The organism is Acinetobacter sp. 8I-beige, from assembly GCF_902505955.1.
GTDB classification, from domain to species: domain Bacteria; phylum Pseudomonadota; class Gammaproteobacteria; order Pseudomonadales; family Moraxellaceae; genus Acinetobacter; species Acinetobacter johnsonii.
Window position 1 is genome coordinate 1,059,619 of record NZ_LR732790.1, and the last position, 19,843, is coordinate 1,079,461.

Annotated in this window: 17 protein-coding genes and 1 pseudogene; 9 read left to right on the forward strand and 9 right to left on the reverse strand. The window is 42.0% G+C overall.

Annotated elements, in window-relative coordinates:
• Positions 1-146 precede the first annotated feature (146 nt).
• Together GVX98_RS05030 and rpsU are read right to left on the reverse strand one after the other, a co-directional pair.
• Positions 147-593 carry a GatB/YqeY domain-containing protein gene (locus GVX98_RS05030; RefSeq protein ID WP_004982206.1) on the reverse strand — a complete coding sequence of 149 codons (447 nt, stop codon included), beginning with the start codon at positions 591-593 and terminating at the stop codon, positions 147-149.
• A gap of 33 nt (positions 594-626) precedes the next feature.
• A complete protein-coding gene (gene rpsU / locus GVX98_RS05035; protein WP_001136722.1) occupies positions 627-842 on the reverse strand; it encodes a 30S ribosomal protein S21 in 216 nt (71 codons plus the stop codon).
• Between the two features lie 145 nt (positions 843-987).
• Here rpsU and tsaD point away from each other — a divergent pair, with 145 nt between their 5' ends.
• From tsaD to GVX98_RS05055, 4 genes and pseudogenes are all read left to right on the forward strand, one after another.
• Entirely contained in the window at positions 988-2,004 is a 1,017-nt protein-coding gene (gene tsaD / locus GVX98_RS05040; protein WP_004982201.1) for a tRNA (adenosine(37)-N6)-threonylcarbamoyltransferase complex transferase subunit TsaD, read from the forward strand.
• Positions 2,005-2,254: 250 nt separating this feature from the next.
• Positions 2,255-2,617 (forward strand): annotated as a pseudogene (locus tag GVX98_RS05045) (citrate/2-methylcitrate synthase); the annotation flags it as partial.
• Positions 2,618-2,805: 188 nt separating this feature from the next.
• A complete protein-coding gene (locus tag GVX98_RS05050) occupies positions 2,806-3,267 on the forward strand; it encodes a DUF2147 domain-containing protein (RefSeq protein ID WP_159127421.1) in 462 nt (153 codons plus the stop codon).
• Between the two features lie 271 nt (positions 3,268-3,538).
• Positions 3,539-4,465, forward strand: coding sequence for an alpha/beta hydrolase (locus tag GVX98_RS05055; protein ID WP_159127958.1), 927 nt, complete (start codon positions 3,539-3,541; stop codon positions 4,463-4,465).
• A 68-nt stretch (positions 4,466-4,533) separates the two neighbouring features.
• On the opposite strand, the gene GVX98_RS05060 is transcribed toward GVX98_RS05055, so the two are convergent.
• Positions 4,534-6,171, reverse strand: coding sequence for a long-chain-fatty-acid--CoA ligase (locus GVX98_RS05060; RefSeq protein ID WP_159127422.1), 1,638 nt, complete (start codon positions 6,169-6,171; stop codon positions 4,534-4,536).
• Between the two features lie 603 nt (positions 6,172-6,774).
• On the opposite strand from GVX98_RS05060, the gene GVX98_RS05070 reads away from it, so the two are divergent.
• Positions 6,775-7,011, forward strand: coding sequence for a hypothetical protein (locus tag GVX98_RS05070; RefSeq protein ID WP_159127959.1), 237 nt, complete (start codon positions 6,775-6,777; stop codon positions 7,009-7,011).
• A gap of 67 nt (positions 7,012-7,078) precedes the next feature.
• Here the strand turns inward: GVX98_RS05070 and bioB are convergent, their stop codons facing one another.
• A complete protein-coding gene (gene bioB, locus GVX98_RS05075) occupies positions 7,079-8,068 on the reverse strand; it encodes a biotin synthase BioB (RefSeq protein ID WP_004981788.1) in 990 nt (329 codons plus the stop codon).
• Positions 8,069-8,369: 301 nt separating this feature from the next.
• A complete protein-coding gene (gene queG / locus GVX98_RS05080; RefSeq protein ID WP_159127423.1) occupies positions 8,370-9,464 on the reverse strand; it encodes a tRNA epoxyqueuosine(34) reductase QueG in 1,095 nt (364 codons plus the stop codon).
• A gap of 22 nt (positions 9,465-9,486) precedes the next feature.
• On the opposite strand from queG, the gene GVX98_RS05085 reads away from it, so the two are divergent.
• Together GVX98_RS05085 and GVX98_RS05090 are read left to right on the forward strand one after the other, a co-directional pair.
• The gene (locus tag GVX98_RS05085) at positions 9,487-10,956 is read left to right on the forward strand and encodes an NAD(P)H-hydrate dehydratase (RefSeq protein WP_159127424.1); all 1,470 of its coding nucleotides are present in this window, start codon (positions 9,487-9,489) and stop codon (positions 10,954-10,956) included.
• On the forward strand, positions 10,953-11,231 hold the full coding sequence (locus GVX98_RS05090; protein WP_004981777.1) for an acylphosphatase: 279 nt from the start codon (positions 10,953-10,955) through the stop codon (positions 11,229-11,231). The genes GVX98_RS05085 and GVX98_RS05090 overlap by 4 nt, the downstream gene beginning before the upstream one ends.
• 68 nt (positions 11,232-11,299) lie before the next feature.
• Here GVX98_RS05090 and slyD read toward each other — a convergent pair whose 3' ends face one another.
• The 3 genes from slyD to GVX98_RS05105 all read right to left on the reverse strand — a co-directional run bounded on the left by slyD (position 11,300) and on the right by GVX98_RS05105 (position 14,659).
• The gene (slyD, locus tag GVX98_RS05095) at positions 11,300-11,782 is read right to left on the reverse strand and encodes a peptidylprolyl isomerase (RefSeq protein ID WP_004696728.1); all 483 of its coding nucleotides are present in this window, start codon (positions 11,780-11,782) and stop codon (positions 11,300-11,302) included.
• Positions 11,783-11,921: 139 nt separating this feature from the next.
• Positions 11,922-13,223 carry an NAD(P)/FAD-dependent oxidoreductase gene (locus tag GVX98_RS05100; protein WP_159127425.1) on the reverse strand — a complete coding sequence of 434 codons (1,302 nt, stop codon included), beginning with the start codon at positions 13,221-13,223 and terminating at the stop codon, positions 11,922-11,924.
• A 125-nt stretch (positions 13,224-13,348) separates the two neighbouring features.
• Positions 13,349-14,659 carry a D-alanyl-D-alanine carboxypeptidase PBP6B gene (locus GVX98_RS05105; RefSeq protein ID WP_159127426.1) on the reverse strand — a complete coding sequence of 437 codons (1,311 nt, stop codon included), beginning with the start codon at positions 14,657-14,659 and terminating at the stop codon, positions 13,349-13,351.
• 179 nt (positions 14,660-14,838) lie between these two features.
• Between GVX98_RS05105 and GVX98_RS05110 the strand changes: the two genes are divergently transcribed.
• Positions 14,839-16,542, forward strand: coding sequence for a M61 family metallopeptidase (locus GVX98_RS05110; RefSeq protein WP_159127427.1), 1,704 nt, complete (start codon positions 14,839-14,841; stop codon positions 16,540-16,542).
• 83 nt (positions 16,543-16,625) lie between these two features.
• Here GVX98_RS05110 and uraH read toward each other — a convergent pair whose 3' ends face one another.
• Entirely contained in the window at positions 16,626-17,024 is a 399-nt protein-coding gene (gene uraH / locus GVX98_RS05115) for a hydroxyisourate hydrolase (RefSeq protein WP_058951816.1), read from the reverse strand.
• Between the two features lie 513 nt (positions 17,025-17,537).
• Here uraH and GVX98_RS05120 point away from each other — a divergent pair.
• Positions 17,538-19,769, forward strand: a complete 2,232-nt coding sequence (locus tag GVX98_RS05120) for an NADP-dependent isocitrate dehydrogenase (protein WP_159127428.1) — start codon at positions 17,538-17,540, stop codon at positions 19,767-19,769.
• The last annotated feature ends 74 nt before the right edge of the window (positions 19,770-19,843 follow it).

Sequence of the window (19,843 nt, forward strand, 5' to 3'; positions counted from 1 at the left end):
GGTAAAACAGAGATAAATCAGGAGTTGTTTTAAAGCTGAGAATGAATAGATAAAATAAAAAGAATAATAATAATTTTTATATAAAGTAGAACTTTGAACTGCCTTTTTAAGGTCAGTTCAACGTAATCGATTTAAAGATTTTTAAATTAAGCCAGTTTTGCTTTAATTTTTGCTGAAACTTGAGAAGGATCGGCGCGCCCGGCTATGAGCGGACGCAGAGAATTCATCACCTTACCCATATCTTTCATGCTAGTAGCTTCTTGCGCTGCAATCGTTTGCGCAATCATGGAATCAAGTTCTTCCTCAGTCATAGCTTCTGGTAGAAATTGAGATAAAACCTCAAGTTCGGCTTGTTCCTTACTAGCTAAATCTTCTCGACCAGCGCCTTCAAAGGCTTTGATCGATTCTTTACGTTGTTTAATTTGTTTTTCAATGACCGCAAGAACTTGAGCGTCGTCAAGTTCTTTGCGCTCATCGACTTCGATTTGCTTAATTGCCGCCTGTAGACCACGAATTACCGTTAACTTATCCATTTCTTTAGCACGCATAGTGGCTTTCAAAACTTCAGTTATTTGGCTTTTTAAAGTAGTCATTATTTAGTCCAGGCAGTCAATCACAAATTAATCTTAGTAAAGGCGAGTAGTACGTACTGATTCACGCGCCAATTTCTTTTGGTAGCGTTTAACAGCAGCAGCTTTTTTGCGCTTACGTTCTTGAGTTGGTTTCTCGTAGAATTCGCGCTTACGAACGTCAGCTAAAACGCCCGCTTTTTCGCATGAACGTTTGAAACGACGGATAGCTACGTCTACTGGTTCGCCTTCTTTCAATTTAACTTGTGGCATGAAGAATCCTCATTAAGTTATGGATAAGATCTGGGCGACATTGCCCTGATCACAAGTGAAGGTCAGTATTTTACTCATTTACATCTCATACCACAAGTCTATAATGGTTCACGCAATAGATTTGATACAGGTTATAGGCAGTTTAATGATCGTTTTAGGCTTAGAAACATCTTGTGATGAAACAGGACTTGCCCTTTATGACAGCGAGTCGGGTTTACGTGGGCAAGTGCTGTACAGCCAAATTAAACTGCATGCAGAGTATGGTGGTGTGGTACCAGAGTTGGCATCGCGTGACCATGTGCGTAAGCTGATTCCATTGATGAATCAACTGCTTGAAGAAAGTGGTGTAAAAAAATCTGAAATTGATGCCGTGGCATATACGCGTGGCCCAGGTTTGATGGGCGCGCTGATGACAGGTGCGCTGTTTGGTCGAACTTTGGCCTTTGCTTTAAATAAACCTGCAATTGGTGTGCATCATATGGAAGGGCATATGTTGGCACCACTTTTATCGGAAACACCGCCAGAATTTCCTTTTGTAGCACTTTTGGTCTCAGGTGGACATTCTCAACTGATGGCTGCCTATGGTATTGGGCAGTATGAATTGTTGGGGGAGTCGATTGATGATGCTGCAGGTGAGGCCTTTGATAAGGTTGCGAAAATGATGGGATTACCGTATCCAGGTGGCCCAAATATTTCAAAACTGGCTGAGCAAGGTGATCCGAATGCCTTTGCTTTCCCACGTCCAATGCTGCATCAAGGTTTGGAGTTTTCATTTAGTGGTTTAAAAACAGCCGTATCTGTGCAAATGAAAAAATTAGGTGACGAAAACCGTGATGCGGATATTGCAGCGAGTTTCCAAGAAGCCATCGTAGATACCTTGGTTAAAAAATCTGTGAAAGCGTTGAAGCAAACAGGTTTAAAACGCTTAGTGATCGCAGGTGGGGTGAGTGCCAATGAACGTTTACGTGAACGTTTGGAAGCAGATTTAACCAAGATTCGTGCTCAGGTTTACTATGCTGAACCTGCACTTTGTACGGACAATGGCGCTATGATTGCTTTTGCTGGTTATCAGCGCTTAAAAGCAGGGCAGCAAGATGGTTTGGCTGTGACGACTACACCACGTTGGCCAATGACGGAACTGACCAATCCAACTGAAGTTTAAGACTGTTATTTGATCAGTCTAAAGCCCGACTAACTAAATGTTGGGCTTTTTTATCTCTTGGTTTTGGGCTATGGTCATTGAAGTCTTTGTTAAGGGATTATTTAAAATAATCTGTTTAGACTTAAAAATATTTTGGCTTACTTAAATGTAGCTTAGCACCAAGTTAAAAGTATTTACCCATAGGGTTATCCATAGAAAATGTGGATAAGTATAGAATGTGTAATTTTAGATGACCCATGATGCTGAAAGCTTTGGTCATGCAATCTACAAAGACAATGATCCACGTAATGGCATCATCAAAATCTGGTCTGAGCGCTTAGCGAAAGATGTCGGTGACACGGTCCTGTACCCAGTTTCAGTACGTTGTGAAGAAGTAATGTGGCGTGAGAAGAAATTATTCTGTAATGCAGACTTCTTTCATGCATCGGCATACCACTTCATGGACATTGCGACCAAATTATTTACACCAATCTTCGTGATGAGCCGTGTGACAGGTTGGGCGGCGCATGTGATGGAACAACGTGCGGACAATCGTATTATTCGCCCAAGTGCGGACTATACGGGGCCTGAACTGCGTAAAGTGGTGCCAATTGAGGAACGTTCAGCGGCTTAATATATGAAGCTCTGATACATTATAAAAAAGCCTCTTCGGAGGCTTTTTTATATGCAATTTTTTTGTTGATGCTTCTCACAGCTTAATTCATATAAATATTTAATTTTAATGAAATAATCGATAAATAAAAGAATAGAGTTGCTATAATCTCGACCGTTCATTTCTTCATTTTTATTGTAATTTACTTTATGAAACATAAGTTTTTGTGTGCATCAGCACTGTTTTTGGGGTTATCTCACTCTGCTTTCGCCATGCCATTTGATCCGCTTATTGGAACGTGGAAAGTGATTGATGATCGGACAGGGTATTACATTTCAGATATTGTGATTCGTAAGAATTCTAAAACAGCACAATATAGCGCTGTGGTGACCAAGTACTATCCTTTGGCTGGGGCGCCTGTAAGTGATGTGTGCAGTAAGTGTCAGGGTGGGCTTAAGGATAAACCGATTTTTGGTATGCAAGTGCTGAATGGATTAATGGGTGATGCAACAGGTCAAAAATTCGTAAAAGGCCAATGGCTGAATCCTCAAGATGGCCGTGTGTATAACATCAATACTGCGCAGTTAAATACAGGTAAAGATCAGATGAAGGTACAAGCCTCAGCAAAAGATGCAAAAGGTTTGAGCAGCATGACATGGAAAAAGCTTTAAGTCTTTTGATTGTGTCGATAAAGCCATCGCACGGTCATAGTGCGGTGGCTTTTTTTATGGATAAAAAAAGCTGGAAGGGTATTTGCTAGATTTGCTGAATCCGTATAAAAAGGAAAAATCATCTTTCGGAGTGCGTGGTCAAAGAAAATGTAGTCTATTTAATCGATGAGATGTACGTCATGACAGAGAGATAATTAAGATGTGTTTAATTGATAATGATAACTATTATAATATGTTAAGCTTTGGCATCTCATGGCTGTATATACGAAAAATGACTCATCTTTATAAAAAGACTTTTCCTGGTGTGCTTTCGCGAATTTTTGGCTCGTTGTTGATTTTGGGTGTCAGCTTAAGTATTTATGCGAAACCTGAAATGAAACCTTTACCTGCCAATATTGCAGAAATAGGCTCGGCATATTACAGTTTTAAAGTTAAAGAATTTGCAACTACAGATCCAAATAAAACTTATAGTGTTTGGTTAGGTATTCCAAAGACAGTACAGAAGACGCCGAACGCTTATGCATCGGTCTTTATGCTGGATGGAAACGCTGCGATATCTCATCTGAATGAAGAAATACTTAAGTCTTTGTATGCAAATGATGCCCCTGTATTGGTTGCCATTGGTTATAAAACCAATTTGCCATTTGCCACAGCTTTTCGTTCACTTGATTATACTCCAGCAGATTTATTAACGGGCAAACCCGCTCAAGATCCAAGAAATCCAGAGCGGATGAGCGGGGGAAGTGCTGAGTTTAGAAATGTAATTTTGAAGGACATCGCCCCTTGGGTTGAGCAAAATGTAAAGCTGGATGCGCAAAAAAGAGCGTTATGGGGGCATTCCTATGGTGGGCTTTTTGTGCTTGATAGCTTGCTCGATGGGCGTTATTTCAGCCATTTTTTTGCTGCAAGTCCATCACTTTCTTGGGCAGGTGAGCGCATGATGCAAAAAATTAGAGCCGTAAAATTAGTCAAAGAGCCACAAAAACATGTATGGCTGATGGAAGGTGATCTTTTAATACATACTGGCGCACAGCAAAGCGCTAATTTTGATGCAAATGGCATCAATAAAAATAGAGAAATTTTGTCTATATTCGATCAGCAGGGCGTAGAGTCTAAATTTTTAATCTATCCAAATCTAAAGCATGGTGAGGTGTTTAAAGCATCTTTATTGGATGTGCTTTCAAATAAATTGTATTGATGGTATTTAAATTATCCGAACATAAATAAAAGCCTGACCATATGATCAGGCTTTTATTTTACACAACCTTAAACAGGATTTTGTTCCAGTAGTACTTGGCCATATTGGGCGCGGAGTTCACGTTTTAGCATTTTACCCGTACCGCTCAGTGGAATACTGTCGACAAAGATCACACGGTCAGGGATCTGCCATTTCGCAATTTTGTCCGTATAGTAGTCTAAGACACCTTGTTCAGTGACCGTGCTATCGGGTTTCTTCACAGCTATGACAATAGGACGCTCATCCCATTTTGGATGTTCAGCTGCAATAACGGCTGCCATAAGAATGTCTGAATGTCCCATCGCAAGGTTTTCAAGTTCAACCGATGAAATCCATTCGCCGCCAGACTTAATTAAATCTTTAGAGCGGTCACTGATGCATAAGAAGCCGTCTTCATCTAAGGTTGCAATATCACCTGTGTCAAACCAGCCATCGGTCGTGAGTGCAGAGTCATCTTTACCAAAGTAACTGTCAATAATCCAGTGCCCTTTAATTTGTAGATTTCCAATCTGCTCACCATCGCGGGCAATTTCATGGCTGCCTTTTTCTTCATCGGTAAGACGTAAATCCACGCCAAAAGGCGGACGGCCTTGAGATAGGCGCAGCTGGAAACGCTCCTGTTCAGAGAGCTGTTGATGTTTGGCTTTAAGTTGGTTGGCAGAGCCTAGAGGGCTGGTTTCGGTCATGCCCCATGCATGGATGGTGTCGCAGTTATAGTCATTTTTAAAGGCCGCTAACATGGATGGTGGACATGCAGAACCACCGACAACGTTACGGTTCATACTTGCCAGTTGACTGCCTGTTTGTTTAGCTGCTGCCAGTAAACCTTGCCAAATTGTGGGTACACCCAAAGCCACAGTGACTTTATACGTATCAATCATGTTCACTAAACTTGGCCCATCTAAGCCTGGCCCTGGTAATACAACGGTACAACCGACCATAGCTGCTGCATAAGGTGTACCCCAAGCATTGACATGGAACATTGGCACTACAGGCAACATAATGTCATTTGCAGACAGATTAAGAGAGTCAGGTAGGCTGATGGCAAAACTATGCAATATGGTAGAGCGGTGGCTATATAGCACACCTTTTGGATTTCCCGTTGTGCCTGAGGTATAGCACAAAGAGCTTGCGGTTTGCTCATCAAAGCTTGGCCATGTGAATTGTTCAGACTCTTTGCTGACCAAGTCATCATAAAATTTCACATCGGCAATTTTTTCTGTAATAACGTCATCTGCAGCATCTAAACAAATAAAGTGCTCTACATGGGGTAAATGTGCTTTTACCGCAGCAATGAGTGGCGCAAAGGTTTTATCAAATAACACCACGCGGTCTTGGGCATCATTGATAATAAAAATAAGTTGTTCTGGAAATAAACGTGGGTTGATGGTGTGGCAAATATAGCCACTGCCAGAGATCGCATACCAAGATTCTAGGTGACGATGATTGTTCCATGCGATGGTCGCCACACGGTCACTTTGCGAAAGCCCTAAGCCTGCGAGTACATTGGCAAATCGCTTAGAGTTGGCTGCGACTTTGGCCCAGTTGGTTTCAGTGATACTGCCGTCTGTATTTTTAGAAATAATGGCTGTATCCGCATGGTAGCGTTCTGCGTGATCAATAAGATTGCTAATTAATAGCGGTTGAAACATCATACGTCCAAGCATGTATAAATATCCTTATCGTTGCTTTTTTATCAAACTCTTTATTGGTTACTCGAAACATCTGTTTTGAGCATTGATTGTATTTTTATCCTAGCTTGATCCAAATTTAAATCAAGCATTGTTTCAATCTCAGCCGCATTTTTAAAAGCGATGTGAAGCAGAACGATAAGTAAATAAAAAGCATCATTTAAAAAAGTAAATGACCATTTATCACTTTATGCTGTTATTCGACAAAAGGCACTTGAAATTTATAAAAAGTATGTTTAAAACTGTGTATAGCTCATGAGATATGAGTTGTGGGTATTTCAGGAAGATATACCTATTTTAAGAAGCGAATTTTTAAAAAATCATTTACAGGAGTTAAAAATGCTTCAGTTGTTTAAAAAATTATTTTGCATCCACGTTTATGAATATGAACAAATGACTGAAATAGGGGAGCATATGGAATGCCGAAAGTGCGGTGATTCTAAAACCGACTAATCATCTTAAGGAAAAGTGAGCGTAGGCTCACTTTTTAATGTCTATCATTTTTTATGGCTTAGTTTGACTGAATTGACTCAGAACGGCTTACAATAGCCGAATAATAGTGTTTAGCGTATTCGGATGATGACTAAAAATTTTCAAGCACAGACTTATATTGTTGATGATAATCTGAGTGATACCTTAAGCTGGCTGTGTCAGCATCAAGAGTGTTTTGATTCTTTTCACTATGACGCGATTCGCCAAACCTTAACTGTACGCCATGCCAATGGTGAAGATGAGATCTTCCAAGGCGATTATCTGAATGCCAGTTATGGTATTTTAATTACTGCGCATAATTTTGCTCGGTCGCCTGAAGGTTAAATAGATAGACATTAAAAAAGCCCCATACTGAATAAGGGGCTTTTTTGTGCTTAGCAGCTCTTGGGAATTAGCTTGCCATGGCATCTAGGCTAAGGTCTGCCACCGTTGGTTTTGGCTTTTCTGCCACTAAACCTAATTTGGTGAATAGTTGACGGTCCTTACCTTCGCCTGCATTTGGCGTGGTTAGTAGTTTCTCACCTGAGAACAATGAGTTTGCACCCGCCATAAATGCAAGTGCTTGGTCTGAGTCAGAAAGTGCTTCACGACCCGCAGATAGGCGGATATAGCTGTGCGGCATGATAATGCGCGCAACAGCAATGGTACGAATCCATTCCGTCACATCGAGTTTTTCAACATCTGCCAGTGGTGTGCCTTCAATTGGAACCAACATGTTGATTGGCACAGATTCTGGGTGAATTGGCATCGTTGCAAGCTCTTGCAATAAACCAATACGGTCTTCTTTCTTTTCACCTAGACCAACGATACCACCGCTACACACTTTCATGCCTGCTTGACGGACATATTCTAAGGTATTTAAACGGTCATCAAAGGTACGTGTACTAATAATATGTGAATAATACTCGCGTGAAGTGTCGAGGTTATGGTTGTAATAATCTAAACCTGCATCTTTTAAACGCCCAGCTTGAGACTCATTCAGCATCCCTAAAGTCATGCAAGTCTCTAAACCAAGTGCTTTCACCTCTTTAACCATTTCTAGTACATACGGCATGTCACGTTCATGTGGGTTACGCCAAGCTGCGCCCATACAAAAACGAGATGAGCCTGAGGCTAAAGCTTCTTTGGCTTCTGAAATCACTTTGTCTACAGCAATTCGCTTTTCGGCTTCAAGTTTTGAGTCATAACGTGCTGACTGAGAACAGTACTTACAGTCTTCAGGACATTTTCCTGTTTTAATCGACAGTAAAGTACTGACTTGAATTGTGTTGGCTTGGAAATGTTGGCGATGTACGGTCTGCGCTTGAAAGACGAGATCAAGAAAGGGCTGATCATACAAAGCTTCGATTTCTTCACGCGTCCAATCATTGCGTAGGTTCATAATGGCGATCCATTTTTAATTCTAACTTGTATACATCATACATTTAACGTGCCAACTTAAAAGGCATTATTGCTCAGTTTTAATAGTATCTCCCGATTATGTTTTTAATTTTATCTTTTTATGAGATTGTAAAAATAGTTGCAAAGTTGAACGTTTTTTCGGAAATTTGGCCGCAAAATTCTATTTATTTGGATTTTGAGTTACACTGAAAATGCAGCTAAATAGATAAAATAAATAAAATTATGCAAGCAAATGGTTATTTGATTGAACTTTTATTGATTGAGTCTGTTTGAAGCAAGTTTTAGTGCTTTTTCATCAGTTGCTCTTGGATGGCCCAGTCAATATGGACTTGCACAATATCGTTAAGCTCTGGGCGAGAAGCTTGTAATTGCTGCAATATTTCATCTGAAAATGGTGCATTACCTAGACCAATCGCGACGTTACGCATAAAGCTTTGGTAGCCTGTACGACGTAGGGGACTCCCTTCTGTATTTGCCATAAAAGTGTTTTCATCCCATTGCCAAAGGTCAATTAGTTTAATGTCATCCAAACCATGACGCGGGTTAAAATCATCAATTGGTGTGGTTTTGGCAAAGCTATTCCACGGGCAAATGAGCTGGCAGTCATCGCAACCAAACACACGGTTACCAATACCGCGGCGTAGTTCTTCAGGAATAATGCCTTGAAACTCAATAGTTAAATAGGCAATGCATTTACGCGCATCTAATAAATAAGGCTCAACAATGGCTTGGGTCGGGCAAATAACAATACAAGCGCTACATGAACCACAGTGTTTGGTGGTGGCTTGGTCAAAAGGTAGCTCTAAAGAGGTAAAGAGCTCACCCAAAACAAAAAATGAGCCTGATGTTTTATGAATGAGTAAGGTGTGTTTACCGACCCATCCCATCCCTGCATTTTCAGCCAATGATTTTTCAAAAATGGGTGCCGAGTCTGCAAATGGGCGAGATTCAAAATCGCCAACTTTGGCTTTGATCTTCTGAGAAAGGGTCTTTAAACGCCCACGCATGACTTTGTGATAGTCACGACCGCGTGCATAACGCGCAATGATGGCGCTATTTGGTGCAAAAGGAACAAGACGTGGTTTAGGAACGGCAACCAAATAATCCATACGCACACAAATAATGCTTTTGGTGCCCGGAACAAGTAGGGTTGGATCTGCGCGTTTTTCTAAGTTTTCAGCAAGAAAATGCATGTCACCATGATAACCAAGTTCTAAATATTTTTTAAAACGCGGCAATTCAACTTGAGCATCTGGTTTGGCGATGACACAATCAGAAAATCCTAAAGCCAATGCTTCAGCTTTAATCCAAGCCTTAAGCTGCTCTGGATCATATTGATCTACAGGGATTTTTGAGGAAGATGTGGATGTTGTCATAACCAAGAACAAAGGAAAAATCATGCATCAGCAAGTGTACCACAGCAGCGAGATTCAAGCATGGGAAGGGCGTTGGTTCGCGCAGCAAAATAGTGCTTATGGGCTGATGCAACAAGTCGCATGGGCAACAACTGAACAGGTGCTGCCTAGGCTTAAACAGCAGCAGGTCAAAAGCGTTGCGGTGTGTTGTGGTCAAGGCAACAATGCAGGTGATGGTTACTTGATTGCATCGTATCTAGCCGCGCAAGGTTATGACGTTGAAATTTATGCAGCTGCTTTGGGAGAGTCTGTATCACTACAACAAGCACATGCAGCGGTCGTGAAAAAGGGAATAATGATTCATACCGGTTTTGCTTTTCAACGCCCTTATGATGCGTATATTGATGCTTTGTTTGGCATTGGGTTAAACCGTGAACTCAGTTCAGACTGGCAGGCAGTGATTCAGCAGATCAATAGTCAAACAGGTTTAAAAATTGCGGTTGATATTCCAAGTGGTTTACAGGCCAACACAGGGCAAGCTTTACCTTGTGCAGTTATCGCCGATTATACTTTTACGGCTCTCGGCCTAAAGGCGGGTTTATTTACTGGGCAGGGTAAAGCTTATGCAGGAGTCGTTGAGCTTATTTCGGTACTTCCCGTAGACAGTGCTTTAAAACCTTTAGCTTCGCTTGCTCCACAGCATATGCAGCTTGTACCGCGTCAAGCCTTTGGACATAAAGGAAGCTATGGGCACGTACTGGTGATTGGGGGACATGCACAGATGGGTGGTGCGGTGATGTTAGCCGCTGAAGCTGCCTTTCATGCGGGTGCTGGCAAGGTGACCGTGGTATGTGATGCAAAACACCATACTGCAATTTTAGCTCGTGCACCCAATATTATGCTGCGCGATATTAACCAAATGTCGCTCCAAGAGCGTGAAGCGTTGGTGGCACATGTGGATGCAGTCAGTTTTGGTATGGGGTTGGGAAGAGACTCGTGGGCTCAGCAGCAGTTTGATGCATGGTTTCCACTCATTCAAACTAGTACTTTAAAGGTGGTATTGGATGCGGATGCTTTATGGTTTTTGGCTTCAACGCCAGTAAAACTCGGTAAACAGGTGTACGCAACACCGCATCCTGGGGAGGCCGCGACTTTGCTCGGTATCAGTACCTCAGTGGTGGAGTCCGACCGTATTGCAGCTATTTATGCTTTACAAAAAAAATATGCAGGACAATGGGTGCTTAAGGGTTCGGGAAGCTTGATTTTAGATACGCAACTTTGGATTTGTACCGCAGGTAATCCGGGAATGGGAACAGGTGGAATGGGTGATGTATTGGCAGGCATGATTGCCAGTTTAAAAGCACAGTTGCAAGATGACATTGCGTTACATCAAATTGTGACCTTACATGCCCAAGCAGGCGATCTTTTGGCTCAACAAGGTGAGCGTGGTTTACAAGCGCAGCAAATGAGTCAGGCTATTTATACGGTCGTGAACCGAGAGCATACAGTATGAAAGTAGTAAAACTGACCATATCGGGAAAAGTTCAGGGTGTTGGATATCGACGCTGGTTTGCACAATATGCTGTTGCTTTAGGTTTAAAGGGTTATGTACAGAATCTGGCTTCAGGTGCAGTTGAAGCGTTGCTTTTGGGTGGTGATGGTATGGTTGCCGAACTGGTGAATCTCGCTAAAGTCGGGCCAACTCATGCGGTAGTCACTGATGTGGTCATCGTAGAACTTGCTTCAGAACAGCAAAGATTTACAGATTTTCAAATACGTCGCGAATGATCAAGTATGCAAAAATAAAAAAAAGGGCGGAAGTTAAACTTTCGCCCTTTTTTTAAGATTGTTAAATCTTAGTGGTGGTGACCACCAGCACCGTGCGCATGGCCGTGCTGTAATTCTTCTTCAGTTGCGTCGCGGATTTCTACGATTTCAACTTCGAAAGTTAAGTCTTGACCAGCAAGTGGGAAGTTCGCATCAACAATTACGTTTTCGCCTTCAACTGCTTTTACAGTTACGATTTGAACGCCATCATCAGTTTGAGCTTGGAACTGCATACCCGCTTGGATGTTGTCTACGCCTTGGAACATTTGCGCTGGAACTTCTTGAACGAGTTCAGGGTTGTATTCGCCATAACCTTCAGCAGCAGGAACAGTAACAGTGAATTTTTCACCTACAGTTTTGCCTAGCAATGCATTTTCTAAACCTGGGATGATGTTACCTGCGCCGTGCAAATATGCAAGTGGTTCACCTTGTGATTGGTCTAGCGTTTCGCCTTCAGCGTTAGTCAATTTGTAGTTGAAAGAAACCACGTGATCATTTGCGATAGCAGTCATGTTTTTCGTCCATTCATTTAGAATTTAAGGGGTATATCATAAAGTGAAAAGCAGCTTTTGTAGACTAAATTTAGCAAAAAAACTGCATTTTCCACGTTCTTATGGCGTTTTTTTATTAGTGGGGACGCATTTTTAGATTTCAATGCAATTTTATTTTCGGACCGACTTTTTTATTCATCAGGTCTTTTGCGGTCATCAGCCCAGCTTGGGTATAGCCATGTAAGGTGGCCTGATGGAGTCGATATAAAGAAACATACATGGTTTTTGCCAGCACGCCTTGCACATTGACTTGGCCCAGTAGTTCGCCGACAGCTTTGTATTGACTGAGGGAAACCAAAGAACCTTTGTCAGAAAATTTAAACATCGGCAAAGACTGACCACGAATGCGCGCTTTGAGCGCTCGAACCAAAAAGGCCGCTTGTTGACTGGCCACTTGAGCGCGTGGGCCAAGGACTGGTTCATCGGCTGCGGGCTGGCAGTGAGCGCAATCACCAAAGGCAAAAATGTTGGGGTCGGAACGGGTTTGCAAAGTCGCATAGACGTTAAGGCGTCCAATCGCATCTTTTTCAAAGCCTTCAAGCGCATTTAAAACGACAGGTGCTTTGATGCCCGCTGCCCAAACTTTTAGATCGGCATCGATTTGTGAGCCGTCGGCAAAATAGACATGATCTTTATCTAACTTGGCAACACGGTGATGGGTGAGGACTTCAACGCCAAGCTTTTCCAATTGAGTATGTGTGTGTGTTGCCATTTTGGTGGATAGGGCGGGAAGAATGCGATCCGCTGCCTCAATCAAGGTCACTTTGACTTTATTTGGGTCAATTTTATTGAGACCGTATTTAAAAAAGGTACTTTTCGCATGAACCAATTCGGCAGCAAGCTCGACTCCTGTGGCACCTGCACCAATAATCGCAATATTGAGTGCGCGTGTTTCGGGGCGGTTTTGTGCATCCAAATACAAATGTAGAAGGTCTTGTTGGAAAATTTCAGCTTGCTGGCGACTGTCAAGGAAATGGCAGTAATGTTTAGCGCCTTCGGTCGCAAAGTCGTTAGAGGTCGAACCGACTGCAAGGACTAAGGTGTCGTAGTCGAGTTCAAACTGTGTGGTTTCGGTGCTTTGTTTGGTATATTGGCGTGCTTCAAGTTTTACTTGTTTATGTTCTTGGTCTAAGCCGACAAAACGACCTAAAACAAACTCATAGTGATGTTTAGAAGCATGTGCAAAATAATTGATTTCTTCAACACTTGGGTTGAGTGTACCTGCCGCAATTTCGTGGAGTAAGGGTTTCCAGATGTGGGTGAGGTTTTGATCGACGAGGGTGATTTTCACCCACTTGGATTTTGCGAAGCTGTCACCGAGTTGCGTTGCTAACTCTAGACCACCAGCACCACCGCCAATAATGACAATATGGTGTGGCACTTGTTCTGTTTGTACAGCCATATGAAGCAACCTATTTATTATTAAAAAAAAGAAGATGACATTGAATATGCCATCTTCTTGATTTATTGATAATTAGATTGTCTTACAAGTTACATAAAGTATAAAACTCGGGATCCTGCTCGAACTTAACCGAGTGTGTAGGTTTTTACTTTAGGTTCATCACTTGATAAAAATGGAAACAAGCTTTTGAACCAAAACATCAGTCGCTGGAAAATATTGGCTTCTTCAATTTGTACATCTTCTTCAATGGTGAACGTTTGAATGAGCTGATTGTTTTGATAGACCTGCACTTTCGCCAGTTGCATCACTTCAGCCAGCGGAGCGGTCAGCTTGTTTTGCAACACTTCAATATTGAAATGCGTTTTTGTGGACTCTAATGGATTAATGCGTTGTATAGTGCCATTGCCTGTATTGAGCATAATGCGTTGGTTGGTCTGGTCAAAGGCATGTAAGTCAATGGCATATGGTTGATCGTACAATGATGTGGTCACAATTTTCGGTTGCTTACTTTCCACTTTGAACATTTTCAATGTCGATTTAACTACAGGCAGTTCTGCGATAATTTGCTTATCTTTCAGTGCAACTTCGTTACGAGTATAGGTATAAGACAAATTCATGAGGTTGTGTGCAACTTCAGCGCGTTTTGCAGCACTTTCTGTACCCAATACAATCACCACCAAACGACGGTTTGGATTGTCTGGATTCATGGTCGGGCGGTTTGCTGTCAGTGCTAAATTGTATCCCGCTGCTTTGGTATAACCTGTTTTTAAGCCATCTACTGTCGGGTCTTGTTTTAACAGAATATTGGTTGCACGGTGAAAGCGTTGGTTGTAGCTAAAACTTTGCTGTTTTGAATAGTATAAATAGTCTGGCGTTTCATTCACCAAGGCTTGGCCTAATAGCGCTAAATCATGTGCGGTTGAATAGTGCTCTGGCATGGTGATACCCGCAGGGTTTTGAAAATGAGTTTCAGTCATTCCTAGTGCTTTGGCTTCTTGGTTCATTCGTGCAACAAAGTTTGGAATATCACCCGAGATGCGTTCCGCTAAAGTCACTGCTGCATCGTTTGCAGACATGACCACTAAACCAGCTAGAAGCTGATCCACAGAAATCTGTTCACCTTGTTTTAAGTACATTTGGGATTCATCCCACATCACCGTACTGACCACAGGTGTTGCGGTAAGAATTTCGCTCTTATTGAGCTTCCCTGCATTGATTTCTTTGAGTGCAATATAAGCCACCATCATTTTGGTGAGCGAAGCGGGTGCACGTTGAACATGACTATTATGCTCTGCAATGACTTGCCCCGATTGGCTGTCAAAAACTGTCCAAGCTTGAGCTTCAACTGTTTCAGGAACAATATTGAGCAATGCCGCTTGAGTAAAACTTGAACATAAGGCGAAGAGTGTAGCGATGAAGTAGATGACAGCTTTCAATGAAATTCCCTAACCAAGCCATTCCGTGACTTTTAAACCTAAAACAGCTGCAAATGCTATGCCTTTTTTTCCTCAATGACCAGTCAAAAATGCAGACAAATGTGACTGTGACGCAAAACTGGCGTAAATAATGCTAAGCTAAGTTATAACTCATTTCATTTTATTTTGTATCGCCCATTATGTTGCATTATCAGATCGAATTTGACGATTATCGTCAGCACCTTATACACGTGACTTTACGTTTTGTAGCAGACCCAACACAGGTACTTTCATTGCCGACTTGGATTCCGGGTAGTTACCTCATTCGCGAGTTCTCAAAGCATATAGAGTCGGTTCGTGCTTATGATGAAGAAGGGCGTTTGTTAGAAATTCAAAAATTTGAAAAGAATAAATGGCGTCTTTTTAATACCGACCATGAACTGATTACGGTTGAGTATGATGTCTATGCCTATGATCTATCGGTGCGCGGTGCGTATGTAGATCAAACCCGTTTATATGTAAACCCTGCATGTGCTTGCTTAGGTTTGGAGGGTCAAGAGGACAAAGCAGTTGAAGTTGAATTGTTCCTTCCTGATGAGCTAAAACACTTCCAATTGGCTACTGGTATGGCTTCAAAAAGCCTCGTTAAAGGTCGCTTTACCTTAAAAGCCAAAAACTATGCTGAGCTGATTGATGCACCATTTGAGTTGGCAGAGCAGACTCGTTTTAGTTTTGAAGCCAAGGGCATTCCACACGAGTTTGTGGTGTCAGGTAAACATGCCATGAATGCTGCACGTATGCAGCAAGACATTGAAAAAATCTGTGCAACAGAAATTTCAATGTTCGGCTCAGCACCATTTTCAAACTACACCTTTATGACGATGGCGACAGCAAATAGTTATGGTGGTTTGGAGCATCCAAATTCAACCAGCTTGATTAGTCCACGTGAAGACTTACCAAAAGCTAACGAGCCTGAAGAGCCGTCTGAAGACTATCAACGTTTCTTAGGTTTATGTAGTCATGAATACTTCCACTCATGGTTGGTTAAATTCATTCGTCCTGAAAACTTTGTCAATTATGATCTAAATAAAGAAGGCTATACCTCTTTGCTTTGGATTTTTGAAGGTTTCACGTCTTATTATGATGACCTGATTTTGCTACGTAGTGGTGTGATTTCCCAAGCCTCATATATTAAACTGCTCAAAACTCAGATTGATCGCTATTTGCAAAATCCAGGTCGTTTTGTTCAGTCTGTGTCTGAGTCTAGCTTCGATGCATGGGTTAAATTTTACCGTCAGGATGAAAACTCGAACAATGCAGGCACCAGCTATTACAACAAAGGCTGTTTGGTTGCACTATGCTTAGACTTAGGTTTGCGCTTACGTGGTTCAAGCTTAGACGCGCTTATGTGTAAACTTTATGAGAACGCGCAAAAGGGCATACAAGTACATGAGCGTACAATTGTAGAGTTGTGTAATGAGCTGACGGGTGATAACTGGATTGAGCAAATCAATCACTTAATTAACACCACAGATGAGTTGCCGCTGGATCAACTTTTCCCTGAGTTTGGTTTAAGTTATAGCCTGAAAAATGATAAGTCATTGCCGTTAGGTTTAAAGCTTGTAGATAAGCCAGAAGGCGTGTTGGTGCAAAGCGCACGTCGTGATGGTGCTGCTGCTCAAGCTGGCCTTTCTGCCCATGATGTGATCATTGCGATTGATGGTCTCAAAGCAACGGCGAAATTGGTAGAAAAGTATGCCAAGCAAGAAGATATATATAGCATTTTGGCATTCCGCCGTGATGAGTTGATGAGCTTTGACGTAAAAGCTGCTGGCTCAGAGCTGACGGAAGTTGAATTGAAAGTTGAAGACCAAGCGAAAGCAGAGAAGTGGTTCAAGGCTTAGTCCCCAAACCTCTTTATTTGATTCTGTTGAGATAAAAACCGATGCTTAGGCATCGGTTTTTTATATGCGCTTATTTGTGAGCATTAACTACCACGATAAGTTGAATAGCCATATGGGCTAATTAACAGAGGGATATGGTAATGATCTAATGAGCCATCAATTACAAACACCACGGGCACTTCAGGAAAGAATGAGCGCTGATTTTTTTGGCGAAACCAATCACCTGTTTTAAAGGTAACTTTGTATACACCTTTTTGTAAGGCCGTATCTTTGGGATATAAATCATTGATTCGACCTTGGTCATCGGTCGTACTTGAGCTGATTTCTGTCCATTTATCATTTTGTTGGGCTTCAAGTGTCACTTTGACATTGGCAGAAGGGAGACCATTTTCCAAATTCAGCACATGTACGCTCAATGGATTTTGAGCAAAACACCAAGAAGAAAAACCAAGTCCAATGAGCGGAAGCAGCATTTTTAGCATTGAATTGACCCTTACCGTTGCAGAAAAAAGATTCAGTTTAACCAACCATATAAAAATCATAGGTTTAAAAATGTAAAAATGGGGGAGTACGCATAGAGGGTTTATGTATCAATATTTAAGCTGCAGCATGTTGAATGGCTCTGCCGATTTAAATTTAGTGCTGAAAAAAGTCATTCTGATGCATGTAGGGCTATAAGACTATAAAAAGGATTTGAAGACTGTATTATGTGAAAAGTATCTGATGTTGTCGTTTAAATGAGTTAAATAACACATTTCGCTAAAAAATTGTTTATTTAGTAAGCAAAAGCTAAAGCCTTGTGGAAAGACGTGATTTTGAAAAACGAAGGCTGTAGTGGTATTTTCTGGCGAAATGTCGTTATCACTGGATATTACGTTGACTGTAAAGCCCTGAGGGACGATACTTTCAGGGTTTTATTCAAGCACATCGGTTCGCAGGGGTTGAGCCAAAAGCTCATCACCCTAAAAAACTCAATCTAACGCAAGGGGCTATATATGGCTGGTGGAAAGTCAACCATCATTTACACACTGACCGACGAGGCGCCATTGCTAGCGACTTATTCGCTACTGCCGATCATTGAGACCTTTACTAAACCTGCTGGTGTAGAGATCGTTAAAACTGATATCTCTGTTGCCGTACGTGTTCTCGCAGAATTCTCTGAATACCTAAAAGAAGAGCAAAAAGTCCCAGACAATCTTGCAGAACTAGGTCGTCTTACCCAAGATCCAGATACTAATATCATCAAACTCCCGAATATTAGTGCCTCTGTTGCTCAGTTAACAGCATGTATCAAAGAGCTTCAATCAAAAGGCTACGCGATTCCTGACTATCCTGAAAACCCAACCACTGAAGACGAAAAAGCGCTTAAAGCACGCTATGGCAAATGTCTTGGTTCAGCTGTAAACCCTGTATTACGTGAAGGTAACTCTGACCGTCGTGCACCAGCTGCAGTGAAAAACTATGCGAAAAAACACCCGCACTCTATGAGCGAGTGGAAGCAATGGTCTCAAACTCACGTTTCTCACATGGATGAAGGCGACTTCTACCACGGTGAAAAATCGATGACTTTAGACCGTGCACGTAATGTGAAAATGGAACTCATCACCAAGTCTGGTGAAACGATTGTTCTGAAGTCAAAAGTTGCACTTCAAGACGGCGAAATCATCGACTCAATGTTCATGAGCAAGAAAGCGCTTTGCGATTTCTATGAAAAAGAACTTGATGATTGTAAAGAAGCGGGCATTTTGTTCTCTTTACACGTTAAAGCAACCATGATGAAAGTTTCACACCCGATCGTTTTCGGTCACTGTGTGAAAATTTACTACAAAGATGCTTTTGAAAAACACGGTAAATTGTTCGATGAGCTAGGCATTAACGTAAACAACGGTATGGCTGGTCTTTACGAGAAGATCGCAACTTTACCGACATCTTTACGTGAAGAAATCATTGAAGACTTACACGCTTGCCAAGAACACCGTCCTGCACTTGCAATGGTTGATTCGGCGAAAGGCATCACAAACTTCCATTCACCAAACGACGTAATTGTAGATGCTTCAATGCCTGCAATGATTCGTGGTGGCGGTAAAATGTGGGGTGCTGATGGCAAACCTTATGACTGTAAAGCGGTAATGCCTGAGTCAACTTTTGCGCGTATCTACCAAGAAATGATCAATTTCTGTAAGTGGAATGGTAACTTCGATCCACGTACGATGGGTACTGTGCCTAACGTTGGTTTGATGGCGCAAAAAGCTGAAGAATACGGTTCGCACGACAAAACTTTCGAAATGTCTGAAGCGGGTGTTGCAAACATCACTGACCTAGAAACTGGCGAAGTGTTGATGACTCAAAATGTTGAGGAAGGTGACATCTGGCGTATGTGTCAGGTGAAAGATGCACCGATTCAAGATTGGGTAAAACTTGCAGTAAACCGTGCTCGTAACTCGGGTATGCCAGCAATCTTCTGGTTAGATCCATACCGTCCGCACGAAAATGAAGTGATCAAGAAAGTACAAAAATACTTGAAAGACCACGACACTGCTGGTTTAGACATTCAGATCATGTCTCAAGTACGTGCAATGCGTTATACACTTGAACGTGTAGCGCGTGGCCTAGATACGATTTCTGTAACGGGTAACATTTTACGTGACTACCTGACTGACTTGTTCCCAATTATGGAACTTGGTACTTCAGCGAAAATGTTGTCTATCGTTCCGTTAATGGCGGGCGGTGGTATGTACGAAACTGGTGCGGGTGGTTCGGCGCCTAAACACGTACAACAGCTTGTTGAAGAAAACCACTTACGTTGGGATTCTTTAGGTGAGTTCTTGGCGCTTGCGGTTTCTTTAGAAGAGCTAGGCATTAAAGAAGATAACGCTCAGGCGAAACTTCTTGCGAAGACTTTAGACCAAGCGACAGGCAAATTACTTGATAACGACAAGTCTCCATCACGTCGTACAGGCGAGCTAGATAACCGTGGCAGCCACTTCTATTTAGCGAAGTTCTGGGCTGAAGCGCTTACTGCACAAGATGAAGATGCTGAGTTGAAAGCGAAGTTTGCTCCACTTGCGAAAGCACTTGCTGAAAACGAAGACAAGATCATTGCTGAACTTGCTCAAGTTCAAGGTCAAGCTGCTGACATCGGTGGTTACTATGCTGTAGATACAGCTAAAGTAAATGCTGTAATGCGTCCAAGCGAAACTTTAAACGCGACACTTGAAGCGATTTAAGTCAAAACTAAATCGGTAAAATTACCGATGACGTAAAAAAAGCCGATGCGAATGCGTCGGCTTTTTTAATAAAT

Bases quoted from the DNA above. Each gene is read 5' to 3' on its own strand.
- GVX98_RS05120 (WP_159127428.1), top strand. From the start codon at position 17,538: ATGGCTGGTGGAAAGTCAACCATCATTTACACACTGACCGACGAGGCG.
- slyD (WP_004696728.1), bottom strand. From the start codon at position 11,782: ATGACTGCTATCGCAAATGATCACGTGGTTTCTTTCAACTACAAATTG.
- GVX98_RS05060 (WP_159127422.1), bottom strand. From the start codon at position 6,171: ATGCTTGGACGTATGATGTTTCAACCGCTATTAATTAGCAATCTTATT.
- tsaD (WP_004982201.1), top strand. From the start codon at position 988: ATGATCGTTTTAGGCTTAGAAACATCTTGTGATGAAACAGGACTTGCC.
- GVX98_RS05100 (WP_159127425.1), bottom strand. From the start codon at position 13,223: ATGGCTGTACAAACAGAACAAGTGCCACACCATATTGTCATTATTGGC.
- GVX98_RS05085 (WP_159127424.1), top strand. From the start codon at position 9,487: ATGCATCAGCAAGTGTACCACAGCAGCGAGATTCAAGCATGGGAAGGG.
- GVX98_RS05110 (WP_159127427.1), top strand. From the start codon at position 14,839: ATGTTGCATTATCAGATCGAATTTGACGATTATCGTCAGCACCTTATA.
- GVX98_RS05030 (WP_004982206.1), bottom strand. From the start codon at position 593: ATGACTACTTTAAAAAGCCAAATAACTGAAGTTTTGAAAGCCACTATG.
- uraH (WP_058951816.1), bottom strand. From the start codon at position 17,024: ATGCTAAAAATGCTGCTTCCGCTCATTGGACTTGGTTTTTCTTCTTGG.
- GVX98_RS05055 (WP_159127958.1), top strand. From the start codon at position 3,539: ATGACTCATCTTTATAAAAAGACTTTTCCTGGTGTGCTTTCGCGAATT.
- rpsU (WP_001136722.1), bottom strand. From the start codon at position 842: ATGCCACAAGTTAAATTGAAAGAAGGCGAACCAGTAGACGTAGCTATC.
- GVX98_RS05050 (WP_159127421.1), top strand. From the start codon at position 2,806: ATGAAACATAAGTTTTTGTGTGCATCAGCACTGTTTTTGGGGTTATCT.
- queG (WP_159127423.1), bottom strand. From the start codon at position 9,464: ATGACAACATCCACATCTTCCTCAAAAATCCCTGTAGATCAATATGAT.
- bioB (WP_004981788.1), bottom strand. From the start codon at position 8,068: ATGAACCTACGCAATGATTGGACGCGTGAAGAAATCGAAGCTTTGTAT.
- GVX98_RS05070 (WP_159127959.1), top strand. From the start codon at position 6,775: ATGACTAAAAATTTTCAAGCACAGACTTATATTGTTGATGATAATCTG.
- GVX98_RS05090 (WP_004981777.1), top strand. From the start codon at position 10,953: ATGAAAGTAGTAAAACTGACCATATCGGGAAAAGTTCAGGGTGTTGGA.